At 46.7% G+C, this 17150-nt stretch carries 15 protein-coding genes; all 15 read right to left on the bottom strand.

Features of this window, described 5'->3' with window-relative positions:
* Positions 1-16 precede the first annotated feature (16 nt).
* Positions 17-364 carry an anti-sigma factor antagonist gene (locus DW025_RS05095; protein ID WP_015533154.1) on the bottom strand — a complete coding sequence of 116 codons (348 nt, stop codon included), beginning with the start codon at positions 362-364 and terminating at the stop codon, positions 17-19.
* A gap of 104 nt (positions 365-468) precedes the next feature.
* Positions 469-2079, bottom strand: a complete 1611-nt coding sequence (locus DW025_RS05090) for a tetratricopeptide repeat protein (RefSeq protein WP_119999053.1) — start codon at positions 2077-2079, stop codon at positions 469-471.
* 29 nt (positions 2080-2108) lie between these two features.
* Positions 2109-2255, bottom strand: coding sequence for a hypothetical protein (locus tag DW025_RS14805; protein WP_015533156.1), 147 nt, complete (start codon positions 2253-2255; stop codon positions 2109-2111).
* Complete coding sequence (locus tag DW025_RS05085; RefSeq protein ID WP_015533157.1) at positions 2242-3540, bottom strand: bifunctional folylpolyglutamate synthase/dihydrofolate synthase; 1299 nt, start codon at positions 3538-3540, stop codon at positions 2242-2244. The genes DW025_RS14805 and DW025_RS05085 overlap by 14 nt, the downstream gene beginning before the upstream one ends.
* Before the next feature lie 45 nt (positions 3541-3585).
* Positions 3586-4080 carry a preQ(1) synthase gene (gene queF, locus DW025_RS05080; RefSeq protein WP_015533158.1) on the bottom strand — a complete coding sequence of 165 codons (495 nt, stop codon included), beginning with the start codon at positions 4078-4080 and terminating at the stop codon, positions 3586-3588.
* A 59-nt stretch (positions 4081-4139) separates the two neighbouring features.
* Entirely contained in the window at positions 4140-5360 is a 1221-nt protein-coding gene (locus DW025_RS05075; protein ID WP_015533159.1) for an aspartate aminotransferase family protein, read from the bottom strand.
* 403 nt (positions 5361-5763) lie between these two features.
* Complete coding sequence (locus DW025_RS05070) at positions 5764-7524, bottom strand: ABC transporter ATP-binding protein (protein ID WP_117874700.1); 1761 nt, start codon at positions 7522-7524, stop codon at positions 5764-5766.
* Entirely contained in the window at positions 7517-9253 is a 1737-nt protein-coding gene (locus DW025_RS05065) for an ABC transporter ATP-binding protein (protein WP_119999051.1), read from the bottom strand. The genes DW025_RS05070 and DW025_RS05065 overlap by 8 nt, the downstream gene beginning before the upstream one ends.
* A 187-nt stretch (positions 9254-9440) precedes the next feature.
* Positions 9441-10190: a YebC/PmpR family DNA-binding transcriptional regulator gene (locus DW025_RS05060; RefSeq protein ID WP_015533161.1), complete on the bottom strand. Its 750-nt coding sequence runs from the start codon at positions 10188-10190 to the stop codon at positions 9441-9443.
* A gap of 46 nt (positions 10191-10236) precedes the next feature.
* Positions 10237-11037: a hemolysin family protein gene (locus DW025_RS05055; RefSeq protein ID WP_117548715.1), complete on the bottom strand. Its 801-nt coding sequence runs from the start codon at positions 11035-11037 to the stop codon at positions 10237-10239.
* A 30-nt stretch (positions 11038-11067) separates the two neighbouring features.
* Positions 11068-11412 carry a type II toxin-antitoxin system PemK/MazF family toxin gene (locus tag DW025_RS05050; protein WP_055144003.1) on the bottom strand — a complete coding sequence of 115 codons (345 nt, stop codon included), beginning with the start codon at positions 11410-11412 and terminating at the stop codon, positions 11068-11070.
* Positions 11413-11515: 103 nt separating this feature from the next.
* A complete protein-coding gene (gene alr / locus DW025_RS05045) occupies positions 11516-12688 on the bottom strand; it encodes an alanine racemase (protein ID WP_330416291.1) in 1173 nt (390 codons plus the stop codon).
* Complete coding sequence (locus tag DW025_RS05040; protein ID WP_119999049.1) at positions 12672-14192, bottom strand: NAD(P)H-hydrate dehydratase; 1521 nt, start codon at positions 14190-14192, stop codon at positions 12672-12674. Before DW025_RS05040 ends, alr begins: the two co-directional genes overlap by 17 nt.
* Before the next feature lie 88 nt (positions 14193-14280).
* Positions 14281-15570: a cell division protein FtsZ gene (ftsZ, locus tag DW025_RS05035; protein ID WP_022217215.1), complete on the bottom strand. Its 1290-nt coding sequence runs from the start codon at positions 15568-15570 to the stop codon at positions 14281-14283.
* 125 nt (positions 15571-15695) lie between these two features.
* Positions 15696-17147, bottom strand: coding sequence for a cell division protein FtsQ/DivIB (locus tag DW025_RS05030; RefSeq protein ID WP_119999047.1), 1452 nt, complete (start codon positions 17145-17147; stop codon positions 15696-15698).
* Positions 17148-17150: the final 3 nt, after the last annotated feature.

The following is a 17150-nucleotide window of genomic DNA, read 5'->3' as shown; positions in this document are numbered from 1 at the left end:
CCATTCTCCTCGTTATCTATATTTTATCTGTCCAATCCTCAGCCTCATCCCGGACACCGCTGTCCAGCCTTGTCGCGATCCTGTATATACCGGACATGAGCAGTATCCTGTCCATTCTCGCATTTACATTTATCACCCCAACGCTTCCCCCTCTGTCGTGGAGCTGTCTGTACCTTCTCGTTATAAGTCCTATCCCCGAGCTGTCCATGAACGTTGTCCTGCCAAAATCAAATATGGCATGTCTCACCACCTCCTCGGCAAATACTCCGTCTATCCCTGCTGTCATCTTCACCGCCGCATAATCATCCACCTCTCTGGGCATATATACGATTATAGTATCCCCCATTTTCTCGTAGATATTCATCTTCAATCCCCCTGTCACAAAATAAAAGGCACAAAAGAAACGGTTAATCCTTATCCGTCTCTTTTGTGCCTTCTATAAATTATAATCTTTTTATATGTCTTTCGTTACTGTCCGTCAGTTGTATCTGTTCCATCGCCTGTATACGAACTGTCGGTCGTGTCTGTTCCGTCACCTGTATACGTATTGTCGATGGTGCCTGTTCCATCATCCGTATACGTGTTGTCGGTCGTATCCGTTCCATCACCTGTATACGAGCTGTCGGTTGTATCTGTTCCGTCACCTGTGTCCGTGCTGTCGGTCGTACCTGTTTCGTCACCTGTGCTTGCGCTGTCGGTTGTATCTGTTCCGTCGCCCGTGTTCGTGCTGGCTGTACTTGCAGAATTTTTCTTTTCAAGTCCCGCCTGTATGGCATCTTCATCCGCATAATCACACGCAACCGTGTAGTATACGGAGTTCGGACAGTTCTCAACAAGCTGGTTAAATACCAGTGTGGCATTGTTATCATCAGAAAGCTTCAGATAACACATCGCCTTGTAGAACAGTGCCACATCGCTGTTAGGTGTATCCTGAAGGACTCTGTTCAGATCATCTATGGCAGCCTCATATGTCATGGCCTCGTACTTATAGATCGCTGACTGTACCCTTGCCTTATTGTCATCCGACAGAACCTGTGAAGCGTAATCGCCATACTTATCTATCTGTGTCCGAAGGTTCTTCGCCTCAGTCTCAGCATTTGTGAGCTTGGTGGTCATGCTGTCCACCTGTGACTGGAGCTCCGATATGGCCACATTCTTATCCGCTATCTCCTGACTGAATGTAACCTTCAGGTCTCTCTCTGAATTGTCAGCCACCTTATCCCTGTGCGGGATGATGAGCGTCCACATAGCCGCAAGTCCCAGAACAACTCCCGCTATGATATAAGCGATGGAATATTTGTAGAAATTGATGTCCTTGTATCTTCCAACCGGAATCGGATCCCCATCAAAATCCACCTCGCTGTTGCCGGCTATGAGCTTCTTCTGGTCATCCACGAACAGAGAATCCACATCGTAGTCCTCCTGCGGATAATCCCTGAAGTTCATGATCTCCTCATCAGTGTGGCCCATCTCATTGAAATATCTGACCGCCACTGGATTTGTCCTGTCTATCTTGATGACACGCTTGAGTGCCTTGCGAGCCTTGTCATATCTTCCCTCGTCGATGAACAGAAGTGCAAGGAGCAGGTATCCCTGTATAAATCTGCTGTTGTCGGAAAGTACCTTTCTGAGCTGTATAAAGGCAAGATCCTTGCTGCCCTGCTTCGCATATACCAGCGCCTGATTATACTTTCTGGTTACATTGTTCACCGCCTCCAGCCTGTGTGGGTTGGATTTTATCTCCTTGATGTATCTCTTGGCGACATTCTTGCCGTCAAAATAATTCACACTCACTACCCAGTGGCTGAGCGCCTGAACTATCTCTCCGGTCTCATAGTACACCAGTCCAAGAAGGTTCCGGGCATCTATATTCATCTTGTCATACTTCAGAGACAGCTTGAGCGCCTCCTCCGCACCTGACATATCCCTGACCCTCGCCTTATCAAGCCCTATGTTGTAATAGTACTTTGACGAGTTGAGAGCCTTGTTCACGTAATCTATCTTCAGTCCGCACCTGGTACAGTAGCCTGTGACGGCTATCGCTCCACCGCAGTGCTTACAATTCAGTACATCTGCCATATCTTAATCTCCCGACCAATCTGTGTTCTTTACTTCTCTGCTTCCTTTGCAACCCTCATCATCTCCTGCATGACATCCATGATGTCCTTGAGATCATTGTTGTATATTGCATCCTCTGCCTGGTCAAGTTCAAGTGCCGGCTTAAACCTCTTTATCTCTTCATCAAAATTGATCATGTCTGTTCCTCCATCTCTTGACACCGCCCACCAGATACAGGGAACCAACGCAGTATATGTTGGTATTCTCTCTGTCTCCTCTGAGCTCCACTGCCATATCCATGGCATCGTCAATCTCATCGCTGACCATGACCGGAGTATCCGTACACGCCGAGAATATCTCCGCCAGCTTTGCGGAATCCGCCTTTCTGCTGCTGTCAACGCTTGTGACTATTATCCTGCCAAACGTAATATTTCCGGCAAGCAAATGTATCATGGAGTCATACTCCTTATCCTTCACCGCCGCAAATACCAGTATCTTGTCATATTCCCCATGAAGCCTGTTCATGGTCTCTATATATGCATTTACAGCCTCCACATTGTGGGCACCATCCACATATATATGGGGAGCTATCTCCTCCATCCTGCCCTCCCAGTAGAACTGCAGGAGTGCATTCCTCACGGTCTTCTCTATATCCTGTTCCGGTACATTCCGCCTCTCCATGAGCATCCTGAATGCTGTCACGGCAAGGCTGACATTCTCCACCTGGTACAGTGATGTCTTCTGTATCTGTAAATTGCAATAACTATAATACCGATTATGCAATGAAAAATCAATGGTTTTGTTCCCCAAATGATTTATTATATAATCTGATTTTTCGACCGGAATTATGTCCGCTCCACGCTCTTTGGCAGTATCTTCTATGACCCGCGCAGCCGCCTCATCCCGCCTGAAATATATCACCGGAACACCCGGCTTGATGATGCCTGCCTTCTCATAAGCTATCTTCTCTATCGTGTCGCCAAGATACTCCATGTGATCCATTCCCACCGACGTGATGATCGTAAGCTCCGGCGTCAGGACATTTGTCGCATCCAGTCTTCCGCCCATTCCTGTCTCGTATACGGCAAAGTCACACTTCTGCTGTCTGAAATACACCGCCGCCATGGCAAACATGACCTCGAAGAACGAAGGGTGCTCCATGAACTGCCCCTTTACGGTCTCAAATGCCGACACAAAATCGTCATCGGATATATTTGTACCATTTATCTGTATTCTCTCGTTTATGGACACGAGATGGGGTGATATGAACAATCCCACTCTGTATCCCCGGGCTGCAAGCATCTGCGCCAGAGCGCGGCATGTGCTGCCCTTGCCGTTGGTTCCCGCCACATGTATCGCAGGAACAGCCTTCTCAGGGTTCCCCAAACGGCACAAAAGACTGGAAAGGTTCTCCTTGCCAATCTTCTGTGCAAAAAGCGGAATACCCAATATATAATCCACAGTCTCTCTGTAATCCGCCATTATGATTCTCCTATCTATCCGTCCGTGCGTGCTGCTCAGACCCAATTATCTATTGTCAACTTTCTCAGGGTAGAGGTCGTGGTTTGCCAGACGGTTCCAGGCAACCTCCTCCCACTTTGTTCCCGGTCTGCCGTAATTGCAGTACGGGTCTATGGAGATTCCTCCCCTCGGTGTGAACTTGCCCCACACCTCGATGTACTTTGGATCCATCAGTTTTATGAGATCCTTCATGATGATGTTCATACAGTCCTCATGGAAGTCTCCGTGATTTCTGAAGCTGAACAGATACAGTTTCAGCGACTTGCTCTCCACCATCTTCTCGCCCGGCACATATGATATGTACACCGTTGCGAAGTCAGGCTGTCCGGTGATCGGACAGAGGCTTGTGAACTCAGGACAGTTGAACTTTACAAAGTAGTCGTTGTCCGGATGCTTGTTGTCAAATGTCTGGAGCATCTCAGGTGCATAGTCCATGCTGTACTTTACGTCTTTATTTCCAAGGAGGGTCACACCCTCCATCTCTTCTTTACTTCTTCCCATTATGGTCTCCTATATTACTTTTATGATTCATGCTTATTCTGCTATATGATCACGCTGTATTACTGCTCCTGCAGTGCTTCTGTCACAGACTTGATGAGCAGCTTAACAGCCTCGTCACAGTGCTCCTTCTTAACGATAAGTGGAGGTGCGATCCTTATGATGCTGTCTCTTACAGCTGTTATGAGGAGCTTGTTCTCAAACGCTCTGTGCTTTACTTCAAATGCGATAGGCTTGTTGAACTCAACGCCTATAAGAAGACCACGTCCTCTGATCTCCTTGACACAAGGAAGTGCCTTGAGTTCCTCCATGAAGTATGCTCCTACTTCCTTTGCATTCTCGTAGAGCTTGTTATCCAGTATCTCATCTATCTCTGCAAGCGCCGCTGCACAACACACAGGGTTGGCTGCGTATGTTGAACCGTGGGCACCAGGTGTAAATGCTGCTGCTATCTTGGTGCTTGTACACATCGCGCCTATAGGCATACCGCCCCCGATGGCCTTTGCCATGGATACCATGTCAGGCTTTACGCCATATGTCATATATGCCATGATGTCTCCGGTTCTTCCCCATCCGGTCTGAACCTCGTCGAACATGAGGAGCATGTTCTTCTCATCACAGAACTCACGAAGTCCTTTAAGGAACTCAGGGTCTGCAGGGTATACACCACCCTCGCCCTGTACAGGCTCTACCATGATTCCTATGGTGTTCTCATCGCATTTGCTCTTGAAGTCCTCAAGGTTGTTATACTCTGCATATGTGAATCCCGGAAGGAGTGGTGCAAATCCCTTGTGGCAGGCCGAATCAGGCTGGCCTGTTGCCGACAGTGCACCGTATGTTCTTCCGTGGAAGCTGTTCTTCGCTGTCACGATCTTATATCTGTCCGGTCCGTAATTGTCCACGCCGTACTTTCTAGCCATCTTGATCATGGCTTCATTTGCCTCTGTTCCTGAGTTCTGGAACACGATCTTCTCCATGCCTATGGTGTCACACACCTTCTTTGCAAGGAGTATCATTGGAAGTGTATATGCATAGTTGGATGCATGTATTACATTTGCAGCCTGGTCAGCTATGGCCTTTGCAACCTTCTTGTTGGCATTTCCTGCGCTGCTTACCGCTATTCCTGCGAAGAAGTCGAGGTATCTGTCGCCGTTCTCAGCGTACACATACATGCCATCGCCCTTCTCCTCTATGAATTCCCATCTTCTGGACTGCTCTGCCAGATATGTATCTACTATCTCTAAAAGTTCTTCTCTTGTATAACCTGATTCACTAACCTTCATCTTTCTCTCCTTTTGCCTTTATCTACTTTATAGGCAATTGCGAAACATGATTACATATGCAGAGGTGCTTTAGCATACCAATCAGGGGTCGTTTCCACTTAACTCAGTCTGCAACGGTACTAAAGATGCCGCTGACGCGCCATCTAAGTACCGGCGACTTCGTATTCCCCTGATCTGGTACGGCTAAACACCTCTTGCATGTTCAATTCTTGAATTTCGCAATTGCCTATAATCTACTTCACTGAGTATCGCATCTCGCACGCATACATTATATACACAAAGCCCGCCACTGGCAAGCGTTCGTGAAATATAACAGATAAATGCTTTAACCACCGTTAAAAAGGACTGTACCGTGAGGTATACCTCAAAGCACAGCCCTTTTATATTTATGCATTTCTCTGTATTATCTTGCAAACTGGGAATTGTACAGATTCGTGTAGAAGCCGCCCTTTGCAAGCAGTGTCTCGTGATTTCCCTGTTCGATGATGTGCCCGTCCTTCATGACTAGGATGACATCTGACTCCTTGATGGTTGACAGTCTGTGTGCAACCACGAAGCTTGTTCTGCCCTTCATCATCTTAGCAAATGCTCTCTGTATCCTTATCTCAGTTCTTGTATCTATGGATGATGTTGCCTCATCCAGTATGAGCATAGGTGGAAGATCCAGCATTACTCTGGTTATACAGAGGAGCTGCTTCTGTCCCTGTGACAGGTTTCCTCCGTCCTCGGTTATATATGTGTTGTAGCCGTCAGGAAGTCGCTTGATGAAGCTGTGAGCATGAGACTGCTTTGCAGCTTCGATGATCTCCTCGTCTGTGGCATCAGGTCTTCCGTATGCTATGTTGTCCCTTATCGTACCGCTCTTGAGCCAGGTCTCCTGGAGCACCATTCCGTAGTTGCCGCGGAGGCTCTTTCTTGTGACCTCTCTTATGTCATATCCATCCACGGATATGCTTCCAGCATCCACATCGTAGAATCTCATGAGCAGGTTGATGACTGTACTCTTACCACAGCCTGTAGGTCCCACTATTGCTATTCTCTGTCCGTTCTTCACGTTCAGATTGAGGTTCTTGATGAGCTCCACATCTTTGTTGTATGAGAAGTCAACATTCTTAAGGTCCACCTCACCGTGAACGTCTGTGAGCTCGTGTGCGCCAGCAGGCTCTGCAGCCTCTGGGTCCTCGTCTATAAGCTCAAACACTCTGGCAGCGGATGCCAGCGCGTTCTGAAGCTCTGTGACAACGCCTGATATCTCATTGAACGGCTTTGTATACTGATTTGCATAGCTCAGGAAACTTGTGAGCTGTCCAACTGATATAAAGCCCTTTATAGCTGTTATGGCACCTATGATTCCAACGCCTGTGTACACGAGGCTGTTGACAAATCTTGTACTAGGATTTGTTATCGATGAGAAGAATGTAGCCTGAAGTCCTGCCACATTAAGTCTTCCATTGACCTCCTGGAATCTGTCGCAGGTCTCATCCTCCATGGAGAATGCTGTGACTACCTTCTGGTTCTCAACCATCTCATTTACAAGGGATGTGAGCTCACCCTTGATCTCAGCCTGCTTCCTGAACATACTGTATGTTCTCTTTGCTATGAATGACGCAACAAAGAGTGATACCGGAGTGATACATACGACCACAATGGCTATGATCCAGTTGATCGACAGCATGAAGCACAGTGTTCCTACTATAGTCATAACTCCTGTAAATAGCTGTGTAAATCCCATCAAAAGTCCGTCTGAGAACTGGTCTACGTCAGCTATGATCCTGCTGACTATGTCTCCGTGTGTATGTGAATCCACATATGAGAGCGGCAGGCTGCCAAGCTTCTCATATGCCTTTGTTCTTACATCATTAACCACCCTGTATGTGATCATGTTGTTGAGCACGTTCATGACCCACTGTGCAACAGCCGTTATAACTACCACAATCACAAGCTTTGCAAGCATTCCTTTAAGTCCTGTAAAATCTACTTTTCCCGGTCCAACGACCCTGTCAACTGCATGTCCCATGATGATAGGTGCATACAGTGTGAGCACGACCGATATGGCTGCACATATGAGAGACAGAACCACGAGGAACCTGTATCTCTTGATATACTTCAGTATTCTGAGTATCGTCTTTTTATTTACTGATTTATTCCCTTTATCTTTACTCATGAGACAGTTCCTCCTCCGAAAGCTGTGACTGACATATCTCCCTGTATATCTCACAGTTAGAAAGCAGCTGTCTGTGGGTTCCTATCCCAGCTATCTGACCATCATCCATGACGATGATCTTATCCGAATTCATGATGGTCGACGCTCTCTGTGACACAAGGAATACAGTCATGCCCTTTGTCTTCTCCCTGATTGCTTTTCTGAGAGCCGCATCAGTTGCAAAATCTAGCGCCGATGCGCTGTCATCCAGTATCAGTATCTCAGGCTTTCTGACGACCGCTCTGGCTATGGTAAGCCTCTGCTTCTGTCCACCCGACAGGTTCTTGCCCCCCTGGGTGATCTTGAAGTATATTCCATTCTCCTTGCCGTCTACAAACTCCTTGGCCTGGGCTATCTCAAGCGCCTCGTCTATCTCTGCTTCAGTCGCATCCTGCTTGCCCCACCTGATATTGTCTGCTATTGTTCCGGCAAACAATACAGCCTTCTGCGGTACCACTCCGACCTTATGCCTGAGCTCGTCCAGGGTGTAGTCCTTTACGTCAACTCCGTCTATGCACACGCTTCCCTGGCTGGCATCGTAAAATCTTGGGATCATGTTTACAAGAGAACTCTTTCCTGAACCCGTACCGCCTATGATTCCCACAGTCTCGCCCGGTGCCACGTCAAATGTTATATCTGACAGGGAATCTGCTCCGGCCCCAGCATATCTGAGATTTGCATCCCTAAAGCTTACCTTTACAGCATTTGCCGGTGATCCTGCTGCCTTGCCTGTTCCGTCTGTTATCGATGGTTGCTGATCCATGACCGCATTTATTCTCTTTGCGCAGGCAACAGCCTTGGTGATCGTCACGATAAGGTTTGCGAGCTTGATGAGCTCGACGAGTATCTGTGACATATAGTTGACAAGTGCGACGACCTTTCCCTGTGTGATGATTCCCGCATCTGTCTGTCCCGCTGCGATCCAGATTATAGCTGCGGTTGAGAGATTGATTATCACATAAGTGACAGGATTCATGAACGCTGATATACGTCCTGCAAGGAGCTGGAACTTCATCAGGTCATCCGTGGACTTGTCAAACTCCTCAAATTCCTTGTCCTGTCTGTTGAAGGCTCTGATAACTCTCGCGCCCTCAAGTCCCTCACGGGTGAGCAGTGTGACTCTGTCCAGTCTGTTCTGCACCTTCTTGAACAGAGGTATGCTGAGTGCCATAACACCGAACACAACAATTGAAAGTGCCGGTATGGTCACCACAAATGTCATGGCCGACTTCACGTCGATGGTGAATGACATGATCATGGCACCGAACACTATGAACGGTGAACGGAGGAACAGTCTGAGCACCATGTTGACTCCTGTCTGTACCTGGTTCGTGTCACTGGTCATTCTCGTGAGCAGTGTGGATGTTCCTATGCTGTCGATCTCTGTGTATGAAAGTGATGTAATATGCCTGAACAGATCATTTCGAAGTGCTGTTCCAAATCCTGTAGCAGCCTTTGCCGAAAAATACTGGGCGGTGATAGAACACACCAGACCGATAATTCCCAAAAGTATCATGACGAGACACATCTTCACAACGTAGCTTATGTCACGCCCTGCTATACCGACATCGATTACATTTGCCATGACGATCGGGATAAGCAATTCAAATGTTGCCTCCAACATCTTAAAAAGCGGGGCAAGTATGGACTCTTTCTTATAGTCCTTAAGATATCTAAGTATTCCCTTCATCTCTTCTCCTAACAATACTCATTCCGTATATAACAGACACAGATACCATCCATGTCGTCATTACTCAAATAGAACTTCCACACCATATATAAGGTGCGGAAGTTCTATTTCAAGCTATGCTGCAATGGTGCTGATTATCTGAGTAATTGTCTGTTACCAATGTTATCATATCCCTTGCAATTATATATCAGTCCTCATCGTCCTCTTCCGGAAGATTTGCATTGTGATATACTGCCTGAACGTCATCGTCCTCCTCAAGCATATCTATAATCCTTGTGAACTTCTTGACAACCTCAGGATCGTCTATATCAACATAGTTCTGAGGTATCATTGTGAGCTCAGCCTCAGCCATCTTTATGCCTTCCTTCTCAAGGCTCTCTCTTACCTGCGAGAAATCCTCAGGTGCTGTGATGATCTCGTAGCTGTCATCCTCGTCTGAGAAATCCTCAGCTCCTGCATCCAGTGCCATCATCATGAGGTCATCTGCATCTATATCACAGTCTTCCTTTGCAATGATGATCTGTCCCTTGTGATCAAACATATATGATACACAGCCTGTTGTACCTACGTTACCGCCACCCTTTGTGAAGCAGTTACGCACATTGGCTGCTGTTCTGTTCTTATTGTCCGTAAGAGTGTCTACTATGATGGCGGTACCGTTAGGACCGTAGCCTTCATATGTATTCACTACATAGTTTACTGAGTTTGCATCTCCTGCCGCTCTCTCGATACCACGCTTGATAGTATCGTTAGGCATGTTGTTTGCCTTTGCCTTGGCGATTACATCACGAAGCTTACTGTTGTTCTCAGGATTTGCTCCGCCTTCCTTTACTGCTACCACGATCTCCTTACCAATGATTGTGAAGATCTTACCCTTTGCTGCATCGTTCTTTTCCTTCTTGTGCTTGATGTTCGCAAATTTTGAATGTCCTGACATCGTTAATTCTCCTCTTTCTCTTGATTACTAGTTACGTATATTATCACTATTGCGGTGTTTTTTCAACCTTTGTGATCTTTACCTCACCGATCATGTTGTTATTTACCGACAGGGAAGTGAATCTGTAGTTCTGATACACTATCTCTATCTCCTCATCCGCATATGGAAGTCTTCCCAGCTCATACAGCAGAAATCCGTTCAGCGTCTGGAAGTCCTCGTCCGGGAATTCTATCCCCAGAACGTCACTCAGCTCATCCAGTTCAGCCTTACCACTGACTATGTACATATCGCCACGCTTCTTGATATCCTCGCTGGCGTCATCGTACTCGTCAAGTATGTTACCGACTATCTCTTCCAGAATATCCTCCATGGTCACAATTCCCTCTGTCTGACCATACTCATCCACAACTATGACCATATGTATCTTTGCTGTCTGCATCCTGCGGAACAATTTTGCTATGTTGTACGTAGGATGTACAAATGTAGCCTCAACCATGATCTCAGCCAGTGATTTCGTCTTATCTCGCAGATATTCCTTCACAAAATCCTTGAAATAGATTATTCCAACTACGTTGTCAAGATCACCGTCATACACCGGATATCTTGAATAGTTATTCTCTATCATTATCTCCATGACTTCGTCCAGATCAGAGTTCTTGTCTATAGCCATGACGTTCAATCTGGCCGTCATCACATCTCTGCTCTCCTTGTCAGTGAACTCAAATATGTTTGTAATAAACTGGGCCTCAGAGTCCTCTATAAGTCCCTGCTCATTTCCCTCGTTCACCATGGATATGATCTCTTCTTCTACCTTTTCCTCTTCTGATTTTTTGTTAAAAATCTTCATATAATTGTCTGTATCACCTCATATATTATTTTATGCCAGTTCAAGACTTATCTTCAGAGCTTCATCAACGCGCCTCAGCACATCAGCGTCAACGTGACACACCTTTTCTTTCAGGCGCTGTTTGTCTATAGTCCTGAGCTGTTCCAACAATATGACGGAATCCTTCGCTATATCACAGCTTGAAGAATCAAGCATGATATGTGTTGGAAGTTTTGGCCTCTTCATCTTGCTGGTTATCGCAGCTATTATGACCGTGGAACTGTGTCTGTTCCCAGCCTCATTCTGAACTACTATAACAGGTCGTATGCCTCCCTGCTCCGATCCAACCACCGGTCTTAGATCCGCGTAATAAATATCCCCACGTCTGATCACCAATTCTGTTCACCCCACAAATACTTTCATTGAATGTGGCTATATACTTATATAGTATGTATTCCACTCTAAAAAAAGTATTGCCCATGACAGTACCGGTTATTCGTTAATCCAGAAGATAGTTTACCTGTCCAAGCTCTCTGCCGTCCCTTATGTATGTTCTCGGAACTCGTCTTGATATGTTACATACCAGCTCGTAATTAAAGCTGTTGGCAGGCGCTGCCACCTCCTCGACAGTTACCTCTCTGTCTCCATCCTGTCCGATGAGAGTTACGTCATCTCTTACTTTTACACCATCAATGTGGCTCACGTCAACCATGAACTGATCCATGCACACCCTTCCGATGATCGGAGCATACTCTCCATGGATGATAACTCTGCCTATATTGGACTGTGCTCTTGGGTATCCATCGGCATATCCTGCCGACACCGTCGCAACCTTTATATCATGATCCGCTATATAGGACCATCCATATCCTATACCTGTTCCGGCTTTTACGTCCTTCACAAATATAACCTTGGACATAAGTCTCATAGCAGGTTTCAAAGCCGCTATATTCTTATCTACTTCATCTGATGGATAAAGTCCGTATGTGACTATTCCCGATCTGACCATATCAAAATCCGAATTGTCCATCTCCATGATACCCGCACTGTTAGATATATGCCTTACAGGTATGTGTATTCCAAGTGCCTCAAGCTGGCTGTTTATCCACCTGAACTTCTCAAGCTGACCATTTGCAGCGGTCTTGTCGAGTTCATCAGCCTTTGCGTAATGGGTAAATATCCCCTCTATCTCTATGCCCGGCATCTGACTGATCTTTTCTATGTTCTTCACGCCATCTTCATCACATGTGAATCCGATTCTTCCCATGCCTGTATCGACCTTGATATGGATCTTTGCCTTTGTATTCATGCTCACCGCCAAATCCGAGAGCTTCTGTGCATCGTCCACCTCATACATGGCAGGTCTAACATCATATCTGATAATCAGTTCGTAATCCGAGGGATCTGTGTAGCCCAGTATCAATATGGGCTTATCTATATTTGCTCTTCTGAGCTCCAAAGCCTCATCGATGAATGCCACTGCAAAGAAATCCACCAGATCATCAAGTGCCTCTGCCACCTCGACAGCGCCGTGTCCATAGGCGTCTGCCTTTATGACCGCCAGCATCTTCTTATCACCGTCTATAAGCCTTTTCATAGCCGTGATATTATCCCTTATATTGTCAAGATTTATCACAGCCTGCACTCTGTTAAAGTTACTGTTGTCCATCATGTTCTGCTCCTTTTATAACCTCCGATATAGCGCTCACTATATCCCTGGCTATCATTGCATTTCTTCCTCTGTGCTCTGCCGCCATATCTCCTGCCAACCCATGTATATATACTCCCAGCTTCGCAGCCTCATACGCACCAAGTCCGGTGCAGACAAGCCCAGCTATTATCCCGGCAAGCACATCCCCTGCCCCCGCAGTTGACATACCGTTATTACCGGATGTGTTTATGTACACATCCCTGCCGTCACTTACGCATGTTCTGGCATCTTTCAGCGCACTTACAACATTATACTCCATCGAAAAGTCTTTGCACACCTCTAATATATTCTTTTTTATATCCGGTATGGCGACGCCTGTAAGTCTTGACACCTCTCCTATATGTGGTGTTACGATCACCGGTCCTCTGTGTCTTCCAAGAATATCGGGCTTTTCGGATATTATGTTCAAGGCATCCGCATCCGCGATCACGGTCTGCACGGCCTCGCACATAATATATTCCACCATGCTCCTTGCCGCATCGCCTTTTCCTATACCAGGACCGATCAGTATGGCATCCGACCACTCCACGGCATCCCTTGCACACTGCTCCGCTTCATCTTTGTTGCTATAGCACATAAGCACTGCCTCAGGAATTCTTACTCCTGCTATCTCCTTGTTGTCGATATGTGTGTATATCTTCACAAGCCCTGTTCCCATCCTGTATGCAGCCTCCGCCGCAAATGTCATGGCACCGGACATGTCTCTGCTTCCAGCTATCACCGCAAGCTTTCCATATGTTCCCTTATTTGATGAATCACTCCGTCCCGGAAGCATGCACAGATCGTCTCTGTTGTAGGAATATGCCACCGGGTGTACTCTGTCCACTTCAGCCTGTGCAAATCCTATGTCTCTCACAACGACCTCTCCGCTTATCTCGCAGCCGGGATAAAATATCAGCCCTCTTTTATTCAGTCCAAATGTGACCGTCATGCCTGCCCTGAATGCACATCCCATGATCTGCCCCGTGCTGGCATCCACACCTGACGGGGTATCTATGGCAACCTTAAAGCCGACAAGTCCGTTCATCGTCTCTATGGTCTCTCTCCATATTCCCGCCACATCACGCTTGAGTCCGACGCCAAATATTCCGTCCACAACCACATCGTAATCACTGTCAATGATGTGATCCGTCACCTGTATGCCGATTTTTTTCGCTATTTCAAGCTGATATGAAAAGCTGTCGCTTACTCTCGATATTCCATTTATATAACAGACATGGACCATATCTCCCTGCTGGTACAGAAGTCTCGCAAGAGCCAGTCCGTCCCCGCCGTTATTGCCGCCTTCAACAACCACAAGGCACTTTAATTTTCTGTCCGCGTTTATAGACTTCAGTCTGGAATTTATCTCCTCCAGCACGGTGATCGCAGCTCTCTCCATAAGCAGGATCCCTGGCACACCCTTTTCCTCTATGGTCAGCCTGTCTATCTCCTGCATCTCTGTTCGGTCTGCAACATAAAACATATTTCTGCCTCCTTATTGAAGAAAACGGATAATTTCTCTCGAAATTACCCGTTTTATACTTACCTATAAAAATCTTCCGATCTCTTCCTTATCTCTTCTTGAGGAAATCAGGAATCTTGATACTCTCTGTCTTTGGTCTTGACACATGTGCCGGCTCAACTGGTGTTGATGTTACAGGTGTCTGCTGTGCTGGTGTCACAGGTGCTGTGTATGCTGGCTTTGCTGCCGGAGCAGTCTCAGTTGTCTGACCGCCGAGGAACGATGGTCTTGTGCTTGTCTGAGTGCTGTGTGTTCCAAGGCTCTGGCCTGCATATGTAGCAGTCTTTGGCTCTGCAGCAGGTGTTGTTGTAACTGCTGGCTTAGGTGTGGTCATTGTTCCCATAGGAGATGCAGTACCTGCATATCTTGCGGTGACATCGCTCTCGCCTGATCTCTCAAGACCTGTAGCAATGATCGTGATGCTTATATCCTCACCCATGTTGTCATTGTCAACTGTACCGAAGATGATGTTGACTCCATCTCCAGCCTGCTCTGTAAGATATGTAACAGCATCATAAGCCTCAACGATACCAATGTTACCTGAGAAGTTTACGATGATATCTGTTGCACCCGAAACGGTTGTCTCAAGAAGTGGTGAATCCATAGCCTCCTTGATGGCGTCAACAGCCTTGTTCTCTCCGCTTGCTGAACCTATACCGATATGAGCGATACCCTTATCTCTCATAACTGTCTGTATATCTGCAAAGTCAAGGTTGATAAGACCCGGCTTATTGATAAGGTCTGTAACACCCTGAACACCCTGCTGCAGTACCTGATCTGCCTTCTTCAGCGCATCAGGAATACTTGTTCTCTTATCACAGATCTGAAGGAGCTTGTCGTTAGGGATAACAATAAGTGTATCCACATTCTCCTTAAGTCTCTCTATACCTTCGATTGCGTTTCTCATACGAGGCTTGCCCTCAAAACCAAATGGCTTTGTGACAACTCCGACTGTGAGGATACCAAGGTTACGTGCCATCTCTGCAACGACAGGGGCAGCGCCTGTTCCTGTTCCACCACCCATACCACATGTTACGAATACCATGTTGGCGTCCTTGATGATGTCTACGATCTCTTCTCTATTCTCCTCTACAGCGCTGGCACCGATCTCAGGCTTTGCACCAGCACCAAGACCCTTGGTAAGTTTCTCACCTATCTGGATCTTTGTTGTAGCTCTGCTGAGTGAAAGAGCCTGCTTATCTGTATTGATAGCGATAAGTTCCACTCCCTCAACATTCTCATCGATCATTCTGTTAACAGCATTGTTACCTGCACCGCCGACACCAATTACAAGAATCCTTGCCGGTGTTCTCTCGTCATTTGATTTTATCTCAAGCACGGTTGCATCCTCCTTATATACTTATTCTTTATCCATCAATCATTGTCATCTGCTCAAAAGCTGACCGTTTTATCGCATTAGTACCTATATAATACGATTTTTTATATCATTACGCAAGAAATTTTTTATTTATTTTCTTTAAAGATAACGTTCCTCTGCGATTCACTGTAATTCGACATATCAAGAGTTCCCTTTTTACCCTTCACGCTCTCAAGTATGCTCTCAAGATTCATGAATTTCGTCTCCAGGTTTTCACCGTCGCCGATCCTGATCTTTATTCCATCCTTGTGAAGTATGAGATTCTGATCTGTGTCATAAGTAATCTTGTCTATCTGTATTCCGCTCTTGTAAATGAGCTGTGTCATAGTCAGTATCTCCTGGAAGAATCCCGAATCACCGACATCAAGCTTCTTTCCCTGCTCCACGCTGTCACTTGTAAGTCCCTCTATACAAGGAACATCATCAAGCTTTGCATCGGATATCTCGAGCACGATACCATCGCCATCAAAATATGCATACTGATCGTTGTACTTTATGCAGCCCGCCATGGCCTTCTCGTACACCGTGATCTCTACTGAATTCCTGTTCACATATGTGACGTCTATCTTATCTATAAAGGTTACATCCTGGGCAGGATTCAGTCTGCTCTCAAGTATAAACAGCAGCGTATTGCCATAATCCTTACCGCCGGTCACGATATCGACCATCTGTTGGTCAGTGTAGTGATCAGTTCCGGTCACTTTTATGGACTTCAATTTATAACATGTACGTATGTATACAAACGCTATAGCACACAGCACCACCAGAATGAGAAGTATCTTGAGAACTATCTTGAATATCCTTGCCGCCTTCTCACGTCTCGCCTTTCTTCTGGCAAGTTTCTCCGCCTGCAGCTTCTTCTTTCTCTCTATCTCCTCCGGGGTAAGCTTTCTGCCCTCTTTTTTGCGTTTTTTCTTGTTCTTCTTTTTTGCAGCAACCGCCTGATCTTGCTTACGCCTGCGTCTCTCCTCGGATCTGCGGTTTTCTGCATCCTCTCTGCGCATCCGGTCATCCGGTCTGCGACGCTCTCCATCCTGTCTCCTGCGCACCTGCTCATCAGATCTACGACGCTCTCCATCTGGTCTCCTGCGCACCTGCTCATCAGATCTGCGGTGCTCTCCATCTGGTCTCCTGCGCACCTGTTTGTCAGATCTGCGGCGCTCTCCGTCTGGTCTCCTGCGCACCTGTTCGTCAGATCTGCGGCGCTCTCCGTCTGGTCTTCTGCGCACCTGCTCGTCAGATCTGCGACGCTCTCCGTCTGGTCTTCTGCGCGCCTGTTCGCCTGTTCTGTGGTGCTCCCCATCAGGCCTTCTTCGTGTCTGCTCATCCGTCCTGCGGCGCATATCTCCGTCTGCTCTCCGCTGTCCATTGCGGCTGTCTGTCTGCTGTCTTCTCTTATCAACCGGAACCTTCACCCTTCCGTCGAGGCGTTTTCCGGTCATGACATCCACATAGCCGCTTTCACGTCTGGTCTGCGCAACATCAACATTTCTGCTCATTCTATTTTTATTAACATTTCGTCTATTGTTGTTTTCCATTCA

This window comes from Coprococcus sp. AF38-1, from assembly GCF_003603945.1.
In the GTDB taxonomy this organism is placed as follows: Bacteria; Bacillota; Clostridia; order Lachnospirales; family Lachnospiraceae; genus Coprococcus; species Coprococcus aceti.
The sequence above is the reverse complement of the archived record's forward strand: the minus strand, read 5'-3'. Positions and strand labels throughout refer to the sequence as shown.

Coding starts and splice junctions, on each gene's coding strand:
- DW025_RS05095 (WP_015533154.1), bottom strand. CDS start 364: ATGAATATCTACGAGAAAATGGGGGATACTATAATCGTATATATGCCC.
- DW025_RS05090 (WP_119999053.1), bottom strand. CDS start 2,079: ATGGCAGATGTACTGAATTGTAAGCACTGCGGTGGAGCGATAGCCGTC.
- DW025_RS14805 (WP_015533156.1), bottom strand. CDS start 2,255: ATGATCAATTTTGATGAAGAGATAAAGAGGTTTAAGCCGGCACTTGAA.
- DW025_RS05085 (WP_015533157.1), bottom strand. CDS start 3,540: ATGGCGGATTACAGAGAGACTGTGGATTATATATTGGGTATTCCGCTT.
- queF (WP_015533158.1), bottom strand. CDS start 4,080: ATGGGAAGAAGTAAAGAAGAGATGGAGGGTGTGACCCTCCTTGGAAAT.
- DW025_RS05075 (WP_015533159.1), bottom strand. CDS start 5,360: ATGAAGGTTAGTGAATCAGGTTATACAAGAGAAGAACTTTTAGAGATA.
- DW025_RS05070 (WP_117874700.1), bottom strand. CDS start 7,524: ATGAGTAAAGATAAAGGGAATAAATCAGTAAATAAAAAGACGATACTC.
- DW025_RS05065 (WP_119999051.1), bottom strand. CDS start 9,253: ATGAAGGGAATACTTAGATATCTTAAGGACTATAAGAAAGAGTCCATA.
- DW025_RS05060 (WP_015533161.1), bottom strand. CDS start 10,190: ATGTCAGGACATTCAAAATTTGCGAACATCAAGCACAAGAAGGAAAAG.
- DW025_RS05055 (WP_117548715.1), bottom strand. CDS start 11,037: ATGAAGATTTTTAACAAAAAATCAGAAGAGGAAAAGGTAGAAGAAGAG.
- alr (WP_330416291.1), bottom strand. CDS start 12,688: ATGATGGACAACAGTAACTTTAACAGAGTGCAGGCTGTGATAAATCTT.
- DW025_RS05040 (WP_119999049.1), bottom strand. CDS start 14,192: ATGTTTTATGTTGCAGACCGAACAGAGATGCAGGAGATAGACAGGCTG.
- DW025_RS05030 (WP_119999047.1), bottom strand. CDS start 17,147: ATGGAAAACAACAATAGACGAAATGTTAATAAAAATAGAATGAGCAGA.